17 protein-coding genes, 1 tRNA gene and 2 pseudogenes are annotated in these 18,178 nt (G+C 57.8%); 7 read left to right on the forward strand and 13 right to left on the reverse strand.

What is annotated here, in order from left to right; all coding sequences use genetic code 11:
- Positions 1-276: 276 nt before the first annotated feature.
- The 3 genes and pseudogenes from tnpA to ACUVTU_RS11400 form a co-directional block, all read right to left on the reverse strand.
- Positions 277-561, reverse strand: a pseudogene (tnpA, locus tag ACUVTU_RS11390) (IS200/IS605 family transposase); the annotation flags it as partial.
- Positions 562-717: 156 nt separating this feature from the next.
- On the reverse strand, positions 718-1,251 hold the full coding sequence (locus ACUVTU_RS11395; protein WP_445890099.1) for a (Fe-S)-binding protein: 534 nt from the start codon (positions 1,249-1,251) through the stop codon (positions 718-720).
- Between the two features lie 90 nt (positions 1,252-1,341).
- A complete protein-coding gene (locus tag ACUVTU_RS11400; RefSeq protein WP_445890083.1) occupies positions 1,342-2,502 on the reverse strand; it encodes an aminotransferase class V-fold PLP-dependent enzyme in 1,161 nt (386 codons plus the stop codon).
- A gap of 190 nt (positions 2,503-2,692) precedes the next feature.
- Here ACUVTU_RS11400 and ACUVTU_RS11405 point away from each other — a divergent pair, with 190 nt between their 5' ends.
- From ACUVTU_RS11405 to ACUVTU_RS11415, 3 genes are all read left to right on the forward strand, one after another.
- The gene (locus ACUVTU_RS11405) at positions 2,693-3,397 is read left to right on the forward strand and encodes a DUF169 domain-containing protein (RefSeq protein WP_445890084.1); all 705 of its coding nucleotides are present in this window, start codon (positions 2,693-2,695) and stop codon (positions 3,395-3,397) included.
- Positions 3,398-3,426: 29 nt separating this feature from the next.
- A complete protein-coding gene (locus ACUVTU_RS11410) occupies positions 3,427-3,645 on the forward strand; it encodes a hypothetical protein (protein WP_445890085.1) in 219 nt (72 codons plus the stop codon).
- Between the two features lie 282 nt (positions 3,646-3,927).
- Positions 3,928-5,124, forward strand: a complete 1,197-nt coding sequence (locus ACUVTU_RS11415; RefSeq protein ID WP_445890086.1) for an MFS transporter — start codon at positions 3,928-3,930, stop codon at positions 5,122-5,124.
- On the opposite strand, the gene ACUVTU_RS11420 is transcribed toward ACUVTU_RS11415, so the two are convergent.
- The 3 genes from ACUVTU_RS11420 to ACUVTU_RS11430 form a co-directional block, all read right to left on the reverse strand.
- Positions 5,017-6,369, reverse strand: a complete 1,353-nt coding sequence (locus ACUVTU_RS11420; protein WP_445890087.1) for an MFS transporter — start codon at positions 6,367-6,369, stop codon at positions 5,017-5,019. The two genes, ACUVTU_RS11415 and ACUVTU_RS11420, sit on opposite strands and share 108 nt — an antisense overlap.
- Before the next feature lie 226 nt (positions 6,370-6,595).
- Positions 6,596-6,671: transfer RNA gene (locus ACUVTU_RS11425), tRNA-Lys, on the reverse strand.
- Positions 6,672-6,872: 201 nt separating this feature from the next.
- Positions 6,873-7,316 carry an Hsp20/alpha crystallin family protein gene (locus ACUVTU_RS11430; RefSeq protein WP_445890088.1) on the reverse strand — a complete coding sequence of 148 codons (444 nt, stop codon included), beginning with the start codon at positions 7,314-7,316 and terminating at the stop codon, positions 6,873-6,875.
- A gap of 235 nt (positions 7,317-7,551) precedes the next feature.
- Here ACUVTU_RS11430 and ACUVTU_RS11435 point away from each other — a divergent pair, with 235 nt between their 5' ends.
- Both ACUVTU_RS11435 and ACUVTU_RS11440 read left to right on the forward strand, forming a co-directional pair.
- Entirely contained in the window at positions 7,552-8,265 is a 714-nt protein-coding gene (locus tag ACUVTU_RS11435) for a response regulator transcription factor (RefSeq protein WP_445890089.1), read from the forward strand.
- Positions 8,262-9,833 carry a sensor histidine kinase gene (locus tag ACUVTU_RS11440; RefSeq protein ID WP_445890090.1) on the forward strand — a complete coding sequence of 524 codons (1,572 nt, stop codon included), beginning with the start codon at positions 8,262-8,264 and terminating at the stop codon, positions 9,831-9,833. The genes ACUVTU_RS11435 and ACUVTU_RS11440 overlap by 4 nt, the downstream gene beginning before the upstream one ends.
- Positions 9,834-9,894: 61 nt before the next feature.
- On the opposite strand, the gene ACUVTU_RS11445 is transcribed toward ACUVTU_RS11440, so the two are convergent.
- Entirely contained in the window at positions 9,895-11,091 is a 1,197-nt protein-coding gene (locus tag ACUVTU_RS11445; protein WP_445890091.1) for a tungsten cofactor oxidoreductase radical SAM maturase, read from the reverse strand.
- 361 nt (positions 11,092-11,452) lie between these two features.
- On the opposite strand from ACUVTU_RS11445, the gene ACUVTU_RS11450 reads away from it, so the two are divergent.
- Positions 11,453-12,043 carry an SGNH/GDSL hydrolase family protein gene (locus ACUVTU_RS11450; protein WP_445890092.1) on the forward strand — a complete coding sequence of 197 codons (591 nt, stop codon included), beginning with the start codon at positions 11,453-11,455 and terminating at the stop codon, positions 12,041-12,043.
- 262 nt (positions 12,044-12,305) lie between these two features.
- On the forward strand, positions 12,306-13,568 hold the full coding sequence (locus ACUVTU_RS11455) for a Glu/Leu/Phe/Val family dehydrogenase (protein WP_445890093.1): 1,263 nt from the start codon (positions 12,306-12,308) through the stop codon (positions 13,566-13,568).
- A 1-nt stretch (position 13,569) separates the two neighbouring features.
- Here the strand turns inward: ACUVTU_RS11455 and splB are convergent, their stop codons facing one another.
- The 6 genes and pseudogenes from splB to ACUVTU_RS11485 form a co-directional block, all read right to left on the reverse strand.
- On the reverse strand, positions 13,570-14,592 hold the full coding sequence (gene splB, locus ACUVTU_RS11460) for a spore photoproduct lyase (protein WP_445890094.1): 1,023 nt from the start codon (positions 14,590-14,592) through the stop codon (positions 13,570-13,572).
- 156 nt (positions 14,593-14,748) lie between these two features.
- Complete coding sequence (gene folK / locus ACUVTU_RS11465) at positions 14,749-15,255, reverse strand: 2-amino-4-hydroxy-6-hydroxymethyldihydropteridine diphosphokinase (protein WP_445890095.1); 507 nt, start codon at positions 15,253-15,255, stop codon at positions 14,749-14,751.
- Positions 15,256-15,259: 4 nt separating this feature from the next.
- Positions 15,260-15,625, reverse strand: coding sequence for a dihydroneopterin aldolase (folB, locus tag ACUVTU_RS11470; RefSeq protein ID WP_445890096.1), 366 nt, complete (start codon positions 15,623-15,625; stop codon positions 15,260-15,262).
- A gap of 22 nt (positions 15,626-15,647) precedes the next feature.
- On the reverse strand, positions 15,648-16,886 hold the full coding sequence (gene folP / locus ACUVTU_RS11475; protein WP_445890097.1) for a dihydropteroate synthase: 1,239 nt from the start codon (positions 16,884-16,886) through the stop codon (positions 15,648-15,650).
- 145 nt (positions 16,887-17,031) lie between these two features.
- Positions 17,032-17,556 (reverse strand): HD domain-containing protein, encoded by a 525-nt coding sequence (locus ACUVTU_RS11480; protein WP_445890098.1) that lies wholly within the window; start codon positions 17,554-17,556, stop codon positions 17,032-17,034.
- Between the two features lie 165 nt (positions 17,557-17,721).
- Positions 17,722-18,178 (reverse strand): annotated as a pseudogene (locus tag ACUVTU_RS11485) (hypothetical protein); the annotation flags it as partial.

The following is an 18,178-nucleotide window of genomic DNA, read 5'->3' on the forward strand; positions in this document are numbered from 1 at the left end:
GTGGGTCAGGCCAAACCGGTTATAAAGGCCAATCTCCCGGCTGTCTTTAGCCAGTTCCATCGCGAACTGCTCAGGCGAAACAAGGAAATCACCCGGCTGAGCCGCCGATATATGCGGGATTCCAGTCGCCCTACGGGCTCCTTTCATCCCGCATATATCGAGCAAATGTTTCAAAAACAAGTAACCGATAAATGTTCTGATTAATCTGCCTGTTTACCTTCTGCCAGCAAGGTGCGGTCAACTTTTGCTCTAGCACTGGTGGTCAACTTTTGTGTTGACAAAAGCAAATTCCTTTTTAATAAGCCGGGAGGAGGCACTTTTGAAGGCGTTAATGTACTTGGACAGGGCGCTTTTGGGGTGGGCGCTGAAGAGTATATGCACGTGGTCACAGTCGTGGTTGAACTCCAGGAACGTGATGTTGTAACTTGGAGCGATGTATTCTCCAATTTCCTTAATGCGTGCGGCTACCTGATCGTTGATCACCTTGCGGCGGTACTTAACCACCAGGACGAGGTGATAAGTCAGCTTAAACACTGAATGATAATTGCTATCCAACTTCATAACTACACCAAGGCTTTCGTTTATTAGTTACTGATTATATTTTACAGCAAATTTTGGTATATTGCAACAAAATTGCCGGGCTTACGCCCGGCCGCCCATTCACCACCCGCCTAAAGAGGCGGGTGTCCTCTGGGCGGGTTTTGATAGATAATGTTCTTACTCCTGCTCGTAACCCAGGCTGGCTACCAGTTCCAGCAGGGGCGCGCGCAAATGGCTGTACTCCTCCTGCAGGGGCCGGCAATGCTTTAGCCTTTGCTCGCCCAGCAGCAGGCGGGTGGCAAAGGCCAGGCAAGTAGCTTCGCCACAGGCCTTACAGTTGGTTCTGGGCAGGTAGCCGTAGATTTCCAGCGGTTTGGGCCGCGCCTTCATTTCAAAACTGGGCACAATATTTTCCTTTTCCGCCCAGGTTTTATTCAACAAATCGCGCACATAGTCGGCAATCTCGTACACATCATTGCTGTTCAGCGCCTTGGCCACAGTCATATACCGGGAATACAATGTGATCAGCCGCCCATCTTTAATAAAGGTCAGATTGGGCCCCCGGTGATTGTATGTAGCATTTTTGAGAACCGTGTTCAGATAAGGCAAAACCTCATCCACCGCCACCGGAAATTCGGCCCGGGCCCGTACCCGGCTGGCTACCACCAGACAGGGCTCAATGTAAACCACCTCAACATCGGGCAAAAACACCGGCAAACACCTCCATTGATTTGCAAGATACACCACCTGCCACAAGATTAAACCACCGCCCATGTTTGATACCTGAAAAACCTTATCCCTTCATGCCAGCTGATGCTTGCGCAACAGCAACTCCCGCAGTCCATCAGCCAGAATGTCCATATCCGCCTCCGTATTGAAAAAACCCAGCCCTATGCGCAGCGTACCCGTCTCCAGCGTGCCAATGCTGCGGTGCGCCAGGGGAGCACAGTGCAGACCGGACCGCAGCATAATGCCGTAGTGCATATCCAGCCAGTGGGCTGCTTTTTCGGGTGCCACTCCGGCAATATTGAAAGAAAGCACTCCCACACATTTTTCCGGATCCTCCGGTCCGTAAACAGTAACACCCGGCAAAGAACACAAAATTTGCCGTGCTCGCCGCCAGAGGCTCATTTCCTGCTGCCGCACACTGACAATGCCCTGCCGCAGCAAGAACTCCACTGCTGCTTTCAGCCCGGCAATCCCGGGCAGGTTGGGTGTGCCGGCCTCAAAGCGATCCGGCAGGTCGGCAGGCATTTCCTCCGCCCGCGAATGTCCCCCCGTCCCTCCTTCTTTTAAAGGTAACAGCTCAATATCATCCCTAATATAAAGCCCTCCGGTACCCTGGGGGCCCATTAGACCCTTGTGACCTGTGAAAGCCAGCATGGCTACCGGCAAGGCCTGCACATCAATGGGATACACTCCTGCTGTCTGAGCCGCATCCAGCAAAAGGGGTACGCCGGCAGCAGCCGCTATTTCGCTAATTTCCGCTATTGGCAGGAGGGTACCCGTAACATTGGAAGCATGGGTAAGCACAATCAGACGGGTGCGGGAATTAATCAAACGGCGCACTGCTGCCGGCTCTAGCACACCTTGCTGATTGCAGTTGACCACGCCAATGCTGATGTGCCTCTCCTTTTCCAGACGCTTTAAACAGCGCCAGACCGCATTGTGCTCCAGACTGGAAGTAATCACATGATCACCGGGCCTGAGCCAGCCTTTCAGAGCTAAATTCAGCGCCTCGGTAACATTGGCCGTAAAAACAATGCGCCCGGCAGCAGCAATATTGAACAATCGGGCCAGTGCACGCCTGGTATCATAAAGCAACCGGTCGGCCCGCAGGGCCTGGCGATAGGCACCCCGGCCGGCATTGCAGCCTATGTTTTGCATAAAATCACAAACTGCTTCACAAACCCCCGGCGGCTTAGGGAAACTGGTAGCAGCATTATCCAGATAAACTGGCATCTTCCTCACCCCTGACCAGCTTTATATATACAGTATTTAATTATATAATAATATGATTTTGATTTAACGCAACAATATTAAAAATTATATACCAATTGACAACAAGTTGCTGATTAAATTAATATATTATAAAATAATTATTTATTTATTAATTGGGGGTGAGTACATGTTTGCACAGCAGAGCCAAAAAATGACCGCTGTTCTTAATTTGTCACACGCTCCGCTGGCCGTAAAATTTTGGAAACCAGGAGAGGAAATCCCCGATAGCCTTGAGCGAAAACAAAACCTCCGTTACTGTCAGGCATTGATGCTGGCCCAACAGGGACATCACATATTGTTGAACAAGGAAAATATTGCCTGCCCGGCTTCAGCTTCAGCTTTCGGCTTCAGGCCTCTGCCAGATAAGCTGGCCAGCGGAGAAGTCACCTTTAATATGGGTATTTTTGGGACCAGAGAAGCGGGATTAAAAAGCCTGGCTCTTATGCCCCGCCTGCCCCTGGGCACTTGTACAGCCGTACAGATCACGCCTCTGGCCGCAGTCACAATCCAGCCGGACGTAATCATACTCAAAGCCACCCCGGAACAACTGATGTGGCTGGCTCTGGCTGACAATTACGATCAAGGCGGGCGGCATTATTTCCAGACCGGTGTTTTTCAGGCTACCTGCATTGATGCCACGCTGGTACCCTATTTGACCGGGAGAATGAACGCCAACCTTGGCTGTTATGGCTGCCGCGATGGTACGGATATCCAGGATAGCGAAGCTCTGCTGGGTTTCCCGGCTGCAAATTTGCACAGAATTATCCATGCTCTGGAACGCCTGGCAGAAAAAGCCATTCCGCGCGCCCGCAGCAAAAATGCCTACAAAAACATGGACGCCTGCGACGCTCACTGAGAGTGTACATCTACCGGGAGGCGAATAAAATGTCCCATGGAAGATGCCGACAATGCGGCCTGAGCTATGAGCAGGCCGATGGTACTCTGCTTTGCTACCTGGGACGGCGGCCCGCAGCAACAGCAAGCGGCCAACCAGGCGCCTGGCAATGCCACTTTTTCCAGGAACGCATTGTGGAAGACGGTGTGCCCCTCACCGCAGCCCAGCACTATTTAATCAAGCAGGCTGAACTGGAACGCAAGAAATGAAGAGTGCCCCTGGGATAGCGCCCGGCGGGCGCTTTTTACTTGACATCCTGCCCGCACCTCCCGAACCGCTACCGCGCCTTTGCCGGGTACGCAAGCCGATACTCCAGACGGGATCACCCAGTAAAGACACACCGGCAAATTGCGCTGTAGTTTTACCCCCCCTGCGCAAATTATTGCGAAAAATATCTACACCAAATATGAAATTGGCGTAATAATATCTTGACAATGACCTGTATTGCTGTATATTAGTATATAGTTATATATTTATAAGGAGTGAGGTACATGAATATTCGCCGCATCATTCTGGTGCTGGGGTTGGCCGGCTTCACCGCCATGGCCGACAACTGGGTAGTATCGCCCATTATGCCGTCCATAGCCCATTATTTCAATTATGATCTGGCCCGGGCCGGCCTGCTCATCACCGCCTACATGATCCCCTTTGGCCTTTTCCAGCTGGTTTTCGGACCGCTTTCCGACCGCTACGGCAAAAGGCAGGTCATCAACACGGCCATGTTTTTCTTTGCCATAGCTACGGCCCTCTGCGCTCTGGCCACCAGCTTCAGCGGCCTGTTATTGTTCCGGGCGCTGACCGGCGTATTTGCCGCTTCGGTCATGCCCATTTCCATCGCCCTGATTGGCGATCTGGTTCCCATGCAGCAAAGGCAGGAGGCCATTGGCTCCTTCATGGGCATATCTTTTCTAGGTCAGGGCCTGAGCATGGCTATAGGCGGTACGGTAGCCTACTTGCTCAACTGGCGAGGAGTTTTCGCCATTTACACTGTGCTGGCAGTGATATCCGCCCTGCTGCTGTACACAGTGGGACGCCAGATCCCCTCCCGGAAAAACCCTCAGAGCAAATTTCTGGCTCCCTACCGGCAGCTTTTGAGTAACAGCGTCTCTTTGCGCGTGTATCTGACTGTTTTGCTGGAAGGCATTTTGATTATCGGCAGTTTTTCCTATCTGGGCGCCTATATCTCCCGCGTCTATCACTACAATAACCTTTATATCGGGCTGATTATGACCGCTTTTGGCATTATGGCCATTGCGGGCGGGCGCCTGGCCGGCAGGCTGGCCGCTCAAAAGGGCCGGCGGCTGGTGCTGGCGCTGGGGCTGGTCTCGGCCACCCTGGCCGATGCCCTGATTTACCTGCAGGGCAGCTCATTGCCACTGCTGGTACTGGCGGTGGCTTTGCTGGGTCTGGGGTTCATCTTCGCCCACTCCACACTTTTGACCATTGCCACCGAATTTGCCCAAATGGCCCGCGGTGCGGCCATGTCACTGGTCGCCTTCTGCTTCATGGGCGGCGGCGGACTGGGCACCGCCCTGGGCAGCCGCTTGATCAAGCAATTCGGCCTGACCGAATTCTACGGACTATACGCCGCCGGACTGGCCCTGCTGGTGTTCCTGGCCCTGGCCATTGTAAATACCCAGGGTGTGCGCATAGAGGCACAGGGCGGACCACAACCGCAAAATCGTTAACCAGACCAGCAGGAGGGGGTATCTGCCCCCTCCTGCTGGTCTGCCCCAGCCCAACTGCAGCAAACGCCCCAGCAATACCATGGCCGCCGCCTGGCAGAGGAATACCAAACCCAGCACATAGCCCGGTGCCGTATGCTGATACAGCCAGCCAACCACCGCCCCGCCCAGCAGCATGGCCAGGCCATAAAGAGTGTTAAATATACCATAGGCCCGGCCCCGCGCCCCCGCAGGCGTCATGTCCGCCAGCGCGGCCCGCATAATGGTCTCGTGCATGCTCATCACTATGCCCCAGAGTACCGCCGCCACCACCACCAGCCAGCGCTGCTGCATCAGGCCGCAGATGGCTACCAGCAGGCTGAGCAAAGGCACCAGCAGGAGCACTTTAAGCCCCTGCCGGTCATACCAGCGCCCGATAGGTACGGCCAGCAACCCATCCACAAGCATGGCCAGGGCATAGAGAGAAGGAATGGCGGCTGCCGGCCAGATCTGCCGGGAAACAAAGTGAAAGGAAAGCAGCGGAAAGCTGATAAAGCCCAGCACACTGACCAGGGTAAACAGGGCATATGGTCTAAAAACCGCTGGCAAAGCGCCTTTTGCAGCAGCTGCTTCCCGGATAGACTCCTTCGCACCCTGTTCCAGCCTGACCGGCTCCGGCACCTGCCGGCGAGTGTAGAGCAGCACCAGCAGTGTCAAGACAGCCGGCAGCCACAGCCGGTGAAAGCCGGCCCGGTAGCCCCCGGCTCCGGCCAGGGCCAGGGTGAAAAGCAGCGGGCCGATTAAGGCCCCCACCTGATCCAGGGCTTCGTGCAGACCAAAGCCCAGACCGCTACCCAGCTGCCTGGTAGCGTGGGAAAGCAGGGCATCCTTGGCCGGACTGCGCACAGCCTTGCCCACCCTTTCCAGGATAATAAACAGCGCCGCCAGCTGCCAGTTACCGGCCAGCGCCAACAAGGGCACAGACAGCAGCATGGCATAGCCGGCAATGGCAATAGGCCAGTAGTAGCCGGTTCTATCGGCCAGGTACCCGGAGAGGAGGCGTAAAAAATAACCCAGAAACTCCCCCAGGCCGGTAACCAGGCCAATGACCGCCGCACCGGCCCCCAGATAGCTCAGATAAATCCCATAGACACTGCGCGCTCCTTCATAGGTAAAATCACCCAGGGCGCTAACCACGCCAAAGAGCAGGATAAACTTTATGGCCAGCTGGCGACGAGCTACCTCCGGAGCGCTACTGCCGGCACTCACAGGACATCATTCCTTTCGTAAACTCGGCGGCTGAATTTGTAATAGTTGCAACCAGCACAGTCTCAGCAGTCGCTTTTAGTTTAAATCAAACTCAATGCCCAGACAAGCAAAGATAAACCTGGCTATAAAAAGGTTAACATCGCGCGGGGGGGGGCAATAAAACCATTTTTAAAAACAAATAAGGCTGGGGCTAATCTACCTTTCCCCAGCCATAACATCCTTAATCTGGTGGGCCATGAGGGAATCGAACCCCCAACCTGACGATTAAGAGTCGCCTGCTCTACCAGTTGAGCTAATGGCCCATTGTCATTTACGGATAATATTATAGAACAGCAATGCTCTATAATCAATATTTTTTATGTGGTATATAATTTTCGTTTATGTTGTCCGAAAGATATTTATTGAGATTGAGACCTGATTGCGCAAAATTAAGCCGGATAGCGCCCGATAACAGGCCCAGGGGCTGCCTTTTTCAGCAGCCCCGGCAATTTGCCGCAACCAAATTACTCCACCTGGATCTGCACTTCCTGGGCTTTGGATTCGTTTTCCCGCGGCAGGATCACTTCCAGCACACCGTCCTTGTAGCTGGCCTTAATCTCAGCGGCCTTCACCGGCACATCCACACTGAAGGTGCGGCTGAAGGTGCCGTAGCGCCGTTCCACCCGCAGGAAGTTACCATTTTCCTCCCTGCTCTCCTGCCGGCGCTCCCCTTTGATGGTGATCAGACCGTCATTGAATGTAACCTTGATGTCCTCGCGGGCCATGCCGGGCAGTTCGGCCTTGATGACAATGTCTTCCGGTGTTTCTTTAATGTCCACCGGGAAGAAGCCCGCCTGCTCTTTGCGCTCGCTCTGCCACAGCGCGCGCAGGTTCTCGTCAAACAGCCGGTTCACAGAGTTTTGCAGCGCCACAATTTCCCGGAAGGGATCCCACTTGATCAGAGTCATAAACCAACACCTCCTGACCTTTATTGATATTGTCATTGACTATTCTTGACTATAAATTAACATGACCTTTTCAGCTTGTCAAGGGGGGATTAAAAATTTTTTTTCTAAAAATTTTCCCCCAAAATGATACAATATAGATAAGCCTCCTTATAATTTCCAAAAGCATTCACTTTCCCCCAACCACCACTAACAATAAGCATTAGCCCTCAGAAACCGGGCTGCTGTGAGGCAAAATATGCATAGAACAGGTGAAACCATGCCCATTTTAATCGCCGATGATGAGGAAAAAATCCGCCAGCTGGTGAAAATGTACCTGCAAAAAGAAGGCTTTGCCGTGGCCGAAGCCCCCGATGGTCCTGCCGCTCTGGAAATGCTGCAGCAAACCCGTTTTGACTTGCTCATCCTGGACATTATGCTGCCGGGAATAGACGGCTGGGAAATCTGCCGGCGGGTGCGGGCTGGTTCTGACCTGCCCATCATCATGCTCACGGCCCGCGATGATGAAATCGACCGGGTGCTGGGGCTGGAAATGGGCGCCGACGATTATGTGACCAAACCCTTTTCCCCCCGCGAGCTGGTGGCCCGGGTGAAAGCCGTACTGCGGCGCTCCCGGCCTTCAGCCGGCGCGGCCAAAGCGGCAGCGGACACGATATTGCAGACCGGCCCGCTGATCGTCGATCCGGCCGGCCGCACGGCCACCGCTCACGGCCAGCCCCTGCAGCTCACCCCGCGCGAGTTTGAACTGCTCTGTTACCTGGCCGCCCATCCCGGACGGGCCTTCAGCCGGGAACAGCTTTTGCAGAGCGTCTGGGGCTATGACTACTACGGTGACTCCCGCACCGTGGACACGCATGTGGGCCGGCTGCGGGACAAGCTGGAGCCCTTCGGCCTGGCAGCGATGATTGCCACGGTACGGGGTGTGGGCTACAAATTCGAGGTGGCCAAATGAACTTTTTCCAGCGCAGCATATCGGCCAAACTGTGGCTGGCTATGGTTTTACTGGTGTTGATCACCCTGGGCACCATCGGCCTGGTACACAATTACACTATGCAGCAAGGTTACGTGCAGCAGCAATACCAGCAGCTGCAGGAGACCGGCCGCCAGGCGGTCGCCCTGTTTACCGCCAGCAACCTGCAGGATCAATCCACACTGGCCAGCGCACTGAACCAGCTGGCCACCCTTTCCCACACCAACATCACCCTGATCAGCGCTCGCAGCGGTATCCAGCAGTGCCAGGGGCTGGGCCTGGGCATGAAAGCCGGTATGGGCGGCATGCACAGCGGCATGGGCCGGGGCGGCCCCTGGTGGCAGAGGTCAGACCCGTCCGGAGAAAGCAACCCTTTCCTCCCGCCGAATGGGCCGGGAGCCGGCCGCAGAACCTCTACCCTGCCGGACGGCATCGGCAGCCTGCTGGGGCGGGTTTTCCAGGGGGAAACGGTTTACTTCCGCGGGCACAATGAGTTGCTGGGCGCCGATGTGCTGGCCGTGCTGCTGCCGGTCAAACTGCCCGGCGACGCCCCCGGCGCTGTCATTGTCAGCGCTTTGCTCAGCGATGTGAGCAACCAGCTGGCCTATCTGCGCCAGAACATTTTGTTCTCTGCTCTGGCGGGCATTGTCCTGGCCACACTCTTGAGCCTGTTGTTCTCCCGCACCCTTTCCCGCCCCCTGCTAAACATGCAAAAGGCGGCCCGCCGCCTGGCGGCTGGTGATTACGGCTGCCGCATCCCCGTGGAAAGCCAGGACGAACTGGGCGGTTTGGGTGAGGCTTTAAACAGCCTGGCCGGGCAGCTGGCCGAAAAAGTAAGCCGCCTGGAACAGCTCGATCAGACCCGGCGGGATTTTGTAGCCGCGGTTGCTCACGAATTGCGTACTCCCCTGACGGTAATCCGCGGCTATGCCGAAGCCCTGCAGGACGGCCTGGCGGAAAACCCGGAGGAAGCCCGGGCTTTTTGCCAGAACATCATTGACGAGAGCAGCCGTCTGGAGCGCATGGCCCGGGAACTTTTGGATCTGCGCCGGCTGGAAACCGGACACGAACGGGTGGAGACAAAACCGCTGGATCTGGGGCCTCTCCTGGATGACTTGCTGGAAAAAGCCAGCCCGCTCTGGGAGGAAAAAGGGATTACCTTACAAAAACATTTCCCGGAACATCTGCCACCCGTCCTGGCCCATGCCGACCGCCTGACCCAGGTGCTGCTCAACCTCCTGCACAACGCCACCCGCCACAGCCCGCCGGGGAGTTCCATCACCGTGCAGGCAGAATACCGGCCCGCTGCCGCCACCCTTTGCCTGAGCATCACGGACAGCGGTCCGGGCATCCCGCCGGAGGAACTGCCTTTGGTCTGGGATAAGTTCTATAAAATAGAAAAATCCCGCACCCGGGATAACACCGGTACGGGACTGGGGTTGGCCATAGTGAAAACCTTTGTGGAAAGCATGGACGGCCGGGTGGATGTGGAAAGCACACCGGGGAGGGGCAGCACCTTCCGGGTTTTCCTGCCGGTGGCCGGGAAGTAAATTAATCACCCGGTAACGCCCTGGCCGCCAGCACCGGAGCAGCGAAAATGAACGACACCTCTTACGGACAGGCGATGAGCTGCCGCGACCAGAGGCACTCGGCGCAGGAAGGGCTGTTGCCCCAGCAGTCCATTTCATTGCTGTCGGCCATGGAGCAACCGTCCAGGTATTTGCAGTCGGTGCAGGAGGGAAACTTGAAATCCCGGATGGCCTGGCGGAAATTGACATATTCGGCCTGCTGCCAGATAAAGGCCAGCTCCTGCTCCCGCACATCGCCCAGGTAATAGGGGAAAATTTGCTTTTGCCGCCCGTACACAAAACAGCTGTAGGAATGCATTAAAGCATAGCAGGGGCTGACCAGCCCGCGGTGGTTGATGCACAGGGCCCGGTCTTCCACAAACTTGCAGTAGCGGTCGGTGCGCAGCTTCATATAGGGGAACTGGGCCATTAACATGGCCAGCGGAGAACGCTCCCCGAAGGGCACACCGGTATCATCCATGTCATACAGGATCTGATCCTGCATGGAGGGATGATAGGGCAGCAGGTTGGTGACAATCACTTTTTGCACCCGCAGCTGGTGGCAGATTTTGATCAGCTCGGGCAGCTGGTGATAATTGCGGCGCATGGCCACAAATTCCACGCCCAGCTCGGGGCGGCGCGCTCCCCTTTGCCGGCGCCGTTCCAGCAAATCCCCTATCCCGGCCAGCACACCGGACAGCTGGCCGCCCGGGCGGATGTGCTGATACTCCTCTTCCTGCGGCGCGTCCAGGGAAACATAAAGCATGTCCACGCCCAGGTCAATCAGCCGGTCGGCCACGGCCGGGGTGAGCAGCGACCCGTTGGTGATGGCCTCCACCTTCAGGCCGCGTTTTTTCACCGCCGCCATCATGTCAAAAATGGCCGGGTGGGTGAAAGGCTCGCCAAAACCGCCAAAGTGCACGCATTCCAGTTCGGGCAGTCCGTCCAGCGACCGCTCCACGGCGGCAAAGGTTTCCGCCAGCATATGAGAGAGCTCATCCTGCCAAACATGGCGGATGCAGGTGATGCAGTCGAAATTGCACCGGGTGGTCACTTCCAGGTAAATCTTCTTTACATCGGGCCGCACGGGCAAAAGGCGATAGCCTTCCGCTGCGGGCACCAGCCAGAAATCCTTTTCCCCGGCCGGCAGGCCCAGGGCCTGAAGCTGGTCGTCTTGAAGGCTCACCCGCCGGCCGGCCTGAAAGGTCACGCGAGAGAGCGGTTCACCTGGTCTGGTCAAATTAATCCCTCCACTGCCATGTTTTGCGCTTCCCGGGTTCGTCAGCAGCAGCCAACTGTTTGCTCATTTTTGTTACAGCGCCACCATCTTATACCGGTACTGCACCAATCCGGGACAGCCTCTGCGCCAGTACAGCATATGGTTTCTGTCATTGAGCAAAAAATATAAGCGTATTTGCATATATTAATACTGGCCAAGCAATTCCGATTCCTGCTGCGGGAGTAAAGAAAAACCCATTGATCTGCCAGCCGCCCCGGTAGGCCGGCCGGAATTGGCCCGCCCATTGTACCCCGGCCTGGTTGCCGGTATAATTATTCCAGAGCAATCCATTCAGCAGTAGCAACAAGCGAGGTGGCGGAGCTTGCTCACACCAGAAGAACATAAATCAACCAAACTGCTCGCCTTTGGCGATTCATTGACCAGCGGCTTTATTTACTCGCCGCAGCAGGCCTGGGCCGGCTTGCTAGCGCAAAAGCTGGGGCTGGAGCTGATCTGCCACAGTTACAACGGCCTGACCACAGCCGAAATTCTCTCCCTGGTGGCCCAGGCTCCCCTGCCACCCGGCCAGCTGGCCTGCCTGATGGGCGGCAGCAACGACCTGGCCTGGGCACCCGGCCCGGACATCTTCCAGCAAGCGCTGGGCCATATCGACCGGGCTGTATCCCTGCTGCGACAGGCAGGGATGACGGTATTTCTGGGCATTCCCACCCCGGTGTCCGGCGATGCCCACTTCGACCGGGCTCTCCAAAAATGGCGGGCCATACTCCTGGAATACGGGCAGGAGCAGCGCTTGCCCCTGCTGGATTTTTACACCTGTTTGAGCGGGCCGGATCATGAGCCCTGCTTCCTGGACGGCCTGCACCCCAACCTGGACGGCCACCGGCTGATGGCCGAATACGCCCTGGGGGTAGTGCGGGGATACCTGGCCCAAAACCCGAAGCCAGCAGCATAGCGCGTAATAAGGCTTAAGGAGCGACCCGGTGCGCTCCTTATTTTTTCTGCATCTGCAGCCTGTCTCTACACTCTACAATATCCCCCATCTTCCCTATCGGGCGGCCCCTAAAGCCTGGGGGCAGGCGAGTTGCCACCCCGGCGCCCACCCGGATAATTTTTCGCAATATTATTTACAATAATCAGCACCTGTGGTAACATTGGGAGTAGTGTATATTGTATACATAATGCAATTAAGCATTAAAAATGGGAGGCTGAGCCATATGTCCACCTGTGCCATTCCAGAGGGCTCCCTATTTGAGATGACCGTCCAGATGTTCAACCGGGCGGCCGACTGCCTGCACCTGGACGAGGGCTACCGCAAGATCATGACCACCTGCCAGCGGGAACTGGTAGTCAACTTCCCGGTGGTCATGGACGACGGGCGGATTGAGGTCTTCACCGGCTACCGGGTGCAGCACAACACCTCGCGCGGCCCAGCCAAGGGCGGCATCCGCTTCCATCCCCATGTTTCGCTGGACGATGTGCGCGCCCTGGCCATGCTGATGACCTTCAAGTGCGCCGTGGTCAAAATCCCTTACGGCGGAGCCAAAGGAGGAGTAACCTGCCAGCCGGCTCAATTAAGCCGCCGGGAACTGGAACGCCTCACCCGGCGTTATACCAGCGAAATCAGCATCCTGCTGGGGCCCGAGGAGGATATTCCCGCCCCCGATGTGGGCACCAATGCCCGGGTAATGGCCTGGCTGATGGACACCTACAGCATGCACCGCGGCTACACCGTGCCCGGCGTGGTCACGGGCAAACCGCTGGAGGTGGGCGGTTCGGCCGGGCGGGAGGAAGCCACCGGCCGGGGGGTTTTCGTCACCATTCTGGAAGCCTGCCGGGTGAAAGGCATAGACATTAAAAACGCCCGGGCCGCCGTGCAAGGCACGGGCAATGTGGGCGGCACGGTAGCCCGCCTGCTGCAACAGGAGGGCTGCCGGGTGGTGGCCCTGTCCAAGTCGGACGGCGGCGTATACAATCCCCGGGGTCTGGATGTTGAGGATGTCCTGGCCTATGTGCAGCAAAACCGCACCCTGCAGGGCTACCCGCAAGGTGAAGCCATCAGCAACTGCGATCTGCTGGAACTGGACTGTGACATTCTGGTGCCGGCGGCCATTGAAAACCAGCTGCTGGTCGGCAACGCCCCGCGCATCAAGGCGCAAATCGTGGCTGAAGGAGCCAACGGCCCCACCACCCCGGAAGCCGATGCCATTTTAACCGACCGGGGCATCCTGGTCATCCCCGACATTCTCTGCAATGCCGGCGGGGTAACTGTATCTTACTTCGAGTGGGTACAGAGCCGCGATGCCTATTTCTGGACCGAAAGGGAAGTCAATGCCCGCTTAAAGCGCATCATGACCGACAGTTTCCAGGAAGTGCTGCACACGGCGCAAAAGTACAATGTGAGCATGCGCCAGGCCGCTTACATCCTGGCCATCGAGCGAGTGCGGGCGGCCTATGAGCTGCGGGGTATTTATCCTTGATTCAGATCAGATAATCTGGTCGGGCCCCCGGGAAAAAACGCGGCAGCTCGGCGGAAAAAAGGCTTTCTATTTGCGCCATCTGGTCCGGCTGGTAAAGGTATTTGCCATAGCCGAACTGGCCAAATTTAAAGCGCCGCGCCTCCTCCTCAAGGGGCAGGCCAGTAGCGGGCCAAACCTCCAAAATGCGCTGTTTGGCCCGTTTGGTGAAGCGGTGGCTGATAATTTCAAAGGTGATGTCATCGCTTTTTACCGGCGCTATTTCCGCCGCCAGGTCGCGCAACAGCTGCCGGTAATCATCTTCCCAGCCGTCATAAATAAATACCGGGGCGATGATAAAGCCCAGCGGGTAACCAGCCCGGGCCACCCGGCGGGCCGCCGCCAGGCGCTCGGACAGCGCCGGCGTGCCGTGCTCGTAAGTGCGAATGATATAAGCAGTATTCACACTGAAGCGGATGCGGGTGTGGCCGTTGTGCGGCACATCCAGCAGGCCGTCCACATCGGTGAATTTAGTGACAAAGCGAAAGCGGCCCAGACTTTGCCCGGCGAAAAACTCAATGGTCCGGCGTAGCACGCCGGTGTAGGGCTCCACGGGTACGGGGTCAGAAGTGGCCGCTCCTTCAAAGACCGTGCGCCGGGGGGCATGTTCCTGGATATACCGGGCGGCGGTTGCCAAGATCTCATCAATGTTCACATACACCCGCACATAGGGGCGGTTGCCCAGGGTGGTCTGCAGGTAACAGTACTCACACCGGCCGCTGCAACTGCTGGTCAGGGGCAGCTGGAAATGGGCGGAAGGCTGGCAGGTGGCCAGCTTGAGCGTGCGCCGCACCCCCACCACCAGGGTGCGCTTGGCCTCGAAATAAGCCTGGCGGGGCGTGGCCTGGCGCGCTGCCGGTACGCGGCCTTTATCCGGCAGCACGCTGACCGGCAAACGCATGGCCTGAAATTTGCGGTGCAGTTCTCGTCCCAGAGGATAATCTAAAGCGGCGCGTTCAAAGTACACTTTAGCCGGAACAAAAGGCATTGGCACATCCCCCTGTTTTCCCGACCCTTCCCGCCGGGAAACTTTTTCTGTCGGCTGCCGGCCCACAACTTTGTTTTATTGTTTACCCGTATTTTTGTTTGTAACCAAAAAAGCGGTTTTGCCCGGCCCATTGTCCCGACCGAAGCACAACCGCTTTTACAGGCGCCGAATCTGCTGCTCCTTACCCAGTCGGCGGGCCAGCTGCGCCGCCTCCAGTCCCCCCACCAGCAGCCGGGGAGCCAGGTCGGCCAGGGGCACCATGACAAAAGCCCTTTCCCCCATGCGCGGGTGGGGAATTTGCAGCTCGGGAGTTTTAATTTGCACATCCCCGTAAAGCAAAATGTCCAGGTCCATGGTGCGGGGGCCCCAGCGCACTGTGCGCACCCGCCCCAGGCGCTCCTCTATCTGCCGGGTCACGGCCAGCAAATCCTGCGGCTGAAGGCTGGTGGTGGCCTCCAGCACAGTGTTGACAAACCAGTCCTGTTCCGTGTAACCCACTGGCGCACTGGCATAGAGCGGCGCCACCCGGTGCACCTGCACGGCCGGGTGAGCGCTGAGCAGCTGCACCGCCTGTCTGATGTTGGCAATTTTATCGCCCTGGTTACTGCCCAGGGCGATATAGGTAAGCACAGATGCTGGCAAATGATGATTCACTAATGCCACCCCTTTAGCCAGCCCGCCGCCGGCTGATTTCCACCGCCACATAGTCGAAAATGCCCGGCACCGGCGCGCCGGGCTTTTTGATGCGCACAGTCACCGCCTGCAACGGGGCGAAGTTTTCCAGCACCGCCCGGGCAATGGCCCCGGCCACCGCTTCAATCAGGTGGAAGGGCGGCCCGGTGACTATTTCCTCCACCACCCGGTACACATCGGCATAGCTGACCGTGGCGGCCAGATTGTCCCGCTGCGCCGCTTCCGCCAGATCCAGCTCCAGCACCAGGTCCACTTCAAAGCGCTGGCCCAGCTCTTTTTCCTGGTGCAGCACGCCGTGCTGGCCAAAAAATTTCATCCCCTGCATGATGATTTTGTCCATGAATGCTGCTTCTCCTTTTACCCTACAAGATATGTTCCACGCCCACCGCGGCCGGTCCGCGCACCATGGCGTCGGTCATGCGGGCCACCCGCACCATTTCTTTCACATCGTGCACCCGCACAATGTCCACGCCGTGGGCTATGCCCAGAGCTACCGTGGCCGCGGTCCCCTCCACCCGCTGGTCCACCGGCAGATCCAGAGTCTTGCCAATCATGGATTTGCGGGAAGTGCCCAGCAGCACCGGCAGCCCCAGCGTGGCCAGCTCGGACAGGCGGCGCATCACTTCCAGGTTCTGGGCCAGCGTCTTGCCAAAGCCAATCCCCGGGTCAATGATCAACTGGTGGCGGGGCAGACCGGCCTGCACCGCGATATCGATGCTGCGGCGGAAAAAGGCCAGCATGTCGCCCATCAGATCCCGGTACTGCGTGCCCTGCTGGTTGTGCATGAGCACCACCGGCACCTGGTAGCGGGCGGCTACACCGGCCATGGCCGGGTCCCGCTGTAGCGCCCACTGGTCGTTTAAGATATGCGCCCCCTCCTCCAGGGCGGCGCGGGCCACTTCCGGGGTGAAAGTGTCCACAGAAATGGGCACGTCCAGATGCTGTAATAATAAACGCAGCACGGGCAGGATGCGGCGTAATTCCTCCTCCACCGGCACGGGAGTGTGGCCGGGCCGGGTGGAAACGCCGCCCAGGTCAATGATGTCGGCGCCTTCGGCCACCAGGCGCTGCGCCTGCTGCAGCGCTCGCTCGGGCTCAAAAAAGCGCCCCCCATCGGAAAAGGAATCAGGTGTGACATTGAGAATGCCCATCACCAGGGTGCGCCGGCCGATTTCCAGCTGCCGGCCCCGGCAGTCCAGCAGGAAGGTCCCGCGCGGTTTCAGGCCATCCAGCACTTCCCGAATCTGGGCGGCCAGGTTGGGCAGATCGAAGGGCTGCAGGCGCAGTTTGACCAGCAGCGCTTTGAACTGTTTGACCGTGCCCATGAGCAACACATCGGTGCTGTCCACACTGTGGTTGGCTACGCCCCGCCGGACCGCCGCCTCACCGCCCCGGGCCAGCATCTCCTGTTTTAATATATTGGCCTGTACGGGAGTCAGGCCGGATACTTTGAGCACCCGGAACACCGCCTTGGGGGCCATCAATTTGATCCCCCAGTCGTCACAGCCGATTTGAGCCAGCTCGCGCCGGGCCTCGGTCTCATTTTCCACCTTGATCTGGCGCACATTGTATTGTTTTACCGGTTTTTGTCTATCCTGCAATCCGGGTCACACTGCCTTTCGTCTGATTGGCTAAAATCTACCTTATATTATTAACGCTCCAGGTACCAAAAGCAATCAACCGGCAGTAAAAACACTGCCGGAGCAACCTGCACACATAATCATAAATTTGGCCCCGGGCCACCAATCACAGGAACTGCGCCCTCCGCTGCAGGGCCAGCATATGGCTGTACTTTTTGCATTCCCGCCGGGCGACACACTGCCGGCAGGGCCGGGAGAGATCGTCGGCCAGACAGAGGGCCTGTCCCAGCAGACTGGCCTGCGGCCCGCCCCTCCGGTGTTCCCGAATAGCCCGGCAGATAATCTGGCGCTCGGTTTCGCTAAAGCCGGCCCGCTGCAAAATACCTACCGCCAGCTCTGCTCCGGCCAGGGCGTGGTCGGTACCCCGGTCGTACTCCTGCCAGCGTCCGATGTCGTGCAACAGTCCGGCGGCATAAACCAGTTCCCGGGTCACCCGCCAATCGGTACAAGCAGTGGCCTGGAGCAGCCTGTCCACTCCCGCCTGCTGCACCAGCTGCCAGGCCAGACGGGCCACCTGCTTTAAATGCGCCGGGTCATGGCGGCAGAAGCGCCGCCCGGCCTCCCGCCGGGCATTTTCCTGCAAAAAATGACGGTATGCGACATCGCGCATGATTTTGAACACCCGCTGCACCGGCCCACGCTCCCCATCGCCATTTTGTTATATTATAATTTAGAATTATTTGACTGAACAACTACAAATTTTTGCGGCCAACCATTGAACCGGTAACCTTCCCTGAATGTGGCTTTGGGGATAAAAAACCACTATAATTGTTCATGAACATTAACCCCAGGTTAATCACCTGCCCGGGAGCGAACTGCAAATTTCCCCGGCCAGCCGGCGCACCAGGGCCTCGGCCTGCGCCCTGTCCCGCACCCGCCCTTCCAGCTGGGCCACCGCCAGTTCCTCCAGCAGGCGACCCACCAGTGGACCGGGACGCACACCCAGCAGACGGCAGATGTCCCGGCCGTCCAGCAGCCGGGGCGGACCGCCCACCCCGGCCTGCCGCCGGTAGTGCCGCCAGAGCCGCACAATGAATTGCCGGTATTGGACGAAATCCTCCTCCCGCCCGGCGGTCAGCCGGCTGGAAGCCACATCGGCCAGGGAGAGCGCCAAAAGCCCCGGCAGTTCACCGCCGACCCGCCGGTACAGGCGGTGCAGAGCCCGGGAACCGGGCAGACCGTCCGGGGCACTGCTCTTATGTGAAGCCTCTCCCGCCTTCGCTTTCGCTAAGAGGCGGGAGCTTCCTGGTTCA

Source organism: Desulfurispora sp. (genome assembly GCF_052744395.1).

What these genes read in the sequence shown, in the direction of transcription:
- ACUVTU_RS11400 (WP_445890083.1), bottom strand. Translation starts at nt 2,502, where the DNA reads ATGCCAGTTTATCTGGATAATGCTGCTACCAGTTTCCCTAAGCCGCCG.
- ACUVTU_RS11405 (WP_445890084.1), top strand. Translation starts at nt 2,693, where the DNA reads ATGACCGCTGTTCTTAATTTGTCACACGCTCCGCTGGCCGTAAAATTT.
- ACUVTU_RS11410 (WP_445890085.1), top strand. Translation starts at nt 3,427, where the DNA reads ATGTCCCATGGAAGATGCCGACAATGCGGCCTGAGCTATGAGCAGGCC.
- ACUVTU_RS11415 (WP_445890086.1), top strand. Translation starts at nt 3,928, where the DNA reads ATGAATATTCGCCGCATCATTCTGGTGCTGGGGTTGGCCGGCTTCACC.
- ACUVTU_RS11430 (WP_445890088.1), bottom strand. Translation starts at nt 7,316, where the DNA reads ATGACTCTGATCAAGTGGGATCCCTTCCGGGAAATTGTGGCGCTGCAA.
- ACUVTU_RS11435 (WP_445890089.1), top strand. Translation starts at nt 7,552, where the DNA reads ATGCATAGAACAGGTGAAACCATGCCCATTTTAATCGCCGATGATGAG.
- ACUVTU_RS11440 (WP_445890090.1), top strand. Translation starts at nt 8,262, where the DNA reads ATGAACTTTTTCCAGCGCAGCATATCGGCCAAACTGTGGCTGGCTATG.
- ACUVTU_RS11455 (WP_445890093.1), top strand. Translation starts at nt 12,306, where the DNA reads ATGTCCACCTGTGCCATTCCAGAGGGCTCCCTATTTGAGATGACCGTC.
- splB (WP_445890094.1), bottom strand. Translation starts at nt 14,592, where the DNA reads ATGCCTTTTGTTCCGGCTAAAGTGTACTTTGAACGCGCCGCTTTAGAT.
- folB (WP_445890096.1), bottom strand. Translation starts at nt 15,625, where the DNA reads ATGGACAAAATCATCATGCAGGGGATGAAATTTTTTGGCCAGCACGGC.